This is a genomic window from Geobacillus sp. ZGt-1, assembly GCF_001026865.1.
Classification (GTDB): Bacteria; Bacillota; Bacilli; order Bacillales; family Anoxybacillaceae; genus Geobacillus; species Geobacillus thermoleovorans.
Window position 1 is genome coordinate 1932 of record NZ_LDPD01000010.1, and the last position, 2426, is coordinate 4357.

At 51.7% G+C, this 2426-nt stretch carries 2 protein-coding genes; both read left to right on the top strand.

Annotated features, from left to right (window positions below; genetic code table 11):
• The first annotated feature begins 141 nt into the window (after positions 1-141).
• On the top strand, positions 142-1647 hold the full coding sequence (gene istA, locus VU18_RS03315; protein ID WP_011230285.1) for an IS21 family transposase: 1506 nt from the start codon (positions 142-144) through the stop codon (positions 1645-1647).
• Positions 1644-2396, top strand: a complete 753-nt coding sequence (gene istB / locus VU18_RS03320; RefSeq protein WP_011230286.1) for an IS21-like element helper ATPase IstB — start codon at positions 1644-1646, stop codon at positions 2394-2396. The genes istA and istB overlap by 4 nt, the downstream gene beginning before the upstream one ends.
• Positions 2397-2426 lie beyond the last annotated feature (30 nt).

Here is a 2426-nt window from a genome sequence, read left to right on the forward strand (position 1 = left end):
TGTTTATTGCAAAATAAAAATACAGAGTTCTGCAACGAAAAGTGCAGAGCTGAAGGCAAAGAAAAAAGGCTTGCCAGCCTCTAACATTTCCTCTACTGTGGAAGTTGTGAACACATAACCAAACAGTGGAGGAGCGAAAGGATGCTGGCAATGCCCGAAATTAATCGTATCAGAAAACTGCGTGAAAAGAAAGGGTTATCGATTGCGGAAATTTCCCGTGAAACGGGATATAACTGGAGAACGGTCAAGAAATACGCAGATGGAGACATTTCTGTCCAACCAACCATCAAACGCAAAAAGGGGATGATGGAGGAAGAAGGGTACGGGCAAATCATTGATGACTGGTTGGAGGAGGATGCCAAACTGCCGAGAAAACAACGGCGAACGAACAAGACGATGTTTGAAGCGCTTTGTCGTGACCATGGATTTCAAGGCTCGTATCGCACCGTTTGCGCGTACGTGCAAAAACGAAGACCGCAGCTCAAGCTCGAGAAAGAACAGCGCTATGAACGACTGGAGCACCCGCCAGGCGAGGCGCAGGTGGATTTCGGGAAGATGACGGTTGTGACGAAGGAGGGGAAGGAAGAAGAGCGATCGGTTTTGATCATGAGCTTTCCCTATAGCAACGCTGCGTTTGCTTATCCGCTGCCGGCGGAAAACAGTGAATGCTTCCTCCATGGGTTGACGCAGCTGTTTCGTCAGGCTGGGGGAGTGCCAAAGGCATTGCGCATTGACAATTTGTCCGCGGCCATTGTGTCGATTCGAAAAGGGGGAGAACGCCGATTCACCGAGGCTTTTGAGAAATTTCAACTCTACTATCGGTTTGATGTACAAGTGTGCAATCCATACAGTGGACATGAGAAAGGAAATGCGGAGCGAAAAGTCTATTACACTCGCAACCTTTGTTTCATCCCCGCTCCATTGATGGAGTCGGATCCGGAGCTGGTGGAGTGGCTGCATCGCAAGATGGTCGAGGACCGAAACCGTCCTCATTATGAAAAGGGGCGGTGGATCGAGGAACTATGGCAGGAAGAGCAACCGGAGCTGTTGGCGTTGCCGGAACAAGATCTTCCGATCTTCTCCCTCGATCACGCTTACGTGAATAAGTACGGAGAAGTGATGGTGGATGGGAAGGCGTTCGTCGTCCATGGCCTGTCCGTCCCCAACCGGGTGTTGGTGAAGAAAGAATGGAATCGTTTCGTTGTGTTCTCTTCCGATGGAGACGTCCATCTTGAAGCGCCCAGGCCGTATACGAACGTGAAACGCGAAATCCCTTGGAAAGAGATTTTCGCTGAGTGGGAGACCAAACCCCGGGTTGTCGGACATTCCCGCTACCGGACGTACTTGCCGGAGGCGATCCGAACGTATCTGGCTGGCCCCCCGCCCCAGGTGGTGGCCCGTTTGAAAGGACTGCGAGCGCTGTTGGATCGGCACACGCTTTACGAAATCGCCCAGTGGCTCGAGGAGAGTCAGCGATGGGACTTGGCTCCTCATGAAATCGGCGTGTTGATGGAAGCGAAGCACTCCTATTACCCGGACAAGTGGGAAGAATCATACACCCCTTCCGTTCTAATCGACTATGAAACGGATTTAACGGTGTATGATCAACGTCTTCATCCCGCTCGGGAAGGGGGTGTCCAGAGATGAGAGCAGAGGTGAAAGAGATTTGTAAAGCGCTGCATTTGGCCTATATCGCAGATCGATTCGAGGAGGTGAGATTCGAAACGAAAGAACAGTTTTTGCGGGATGTATTGGCGCTGGAACTGTCGTGCCGCCAAGAAGCGAAACAGGCTCGGCTGATCAAGAAAGCCAAGTTTCGGGAGTTGAAATGGCTGAAGGATTACGAATGGTCGGGTCATATCCATTGGCCAGCCACGACATCGAGGGAGGAACTGTGTGACCTTCGCTTTTTGGAGCGAAAGCAAAACGTTCTGCTTTTAGGTTCACCTGGAACGGGGAAAACCCATCTCGCCACAGCACTTGGCATTCAGGCGTGCCAACAAGGCCATGAGGTTCGGTTTTTCCGCGTCGCGGATCTTGTCGCCCAGCTGGAAGAGGCGTTGAAAAACGGCACGCTCGGACGGCTGAAACGAAGCCTCGACCCATGCGAACTGTTGATTTTGGATGAACTCGGCTATGTGCCGTTTCAAAAGCAAGGATCGGAACTGTTGTTTCATATTATCGCCGACTGTTACGAGCGAAAAAGCGTCATGGTGACATCGAATCTAGAATTTGGACAGTGGAATCGGGTGTTTGGGGACAACCGTTTGACGGCAGCGTTGGTGGATCGCTTGGTTCACCACGCCCACATCTTGGCCTTTACGGGAGAGAGCTATCGACTGCGGAACGCTCTCTCCGCGATCCAGCCGTCCTCTGCCTCCGGTCTGGAACCTTAAGTCTTGAGCTGGCAAGCCTATGTATTTTTT

What these genes read in the sequence shown, in the direction of transcription:
- istB (WP_011230286.1), top strand. Translation starts at nt 1,644, where the DNA reads ATGAGAGCAGAGGTGAAAGAGATTTGTAAAGCGCTGCATTTGGCCTAT.
- istA (WP_011230285.1), top strand. Translation starts at nt 142, where the DNA reads ATGCTGGCAATGCCCGAAATTAATCGTATCAGAAAACTGCGTGAAAAG.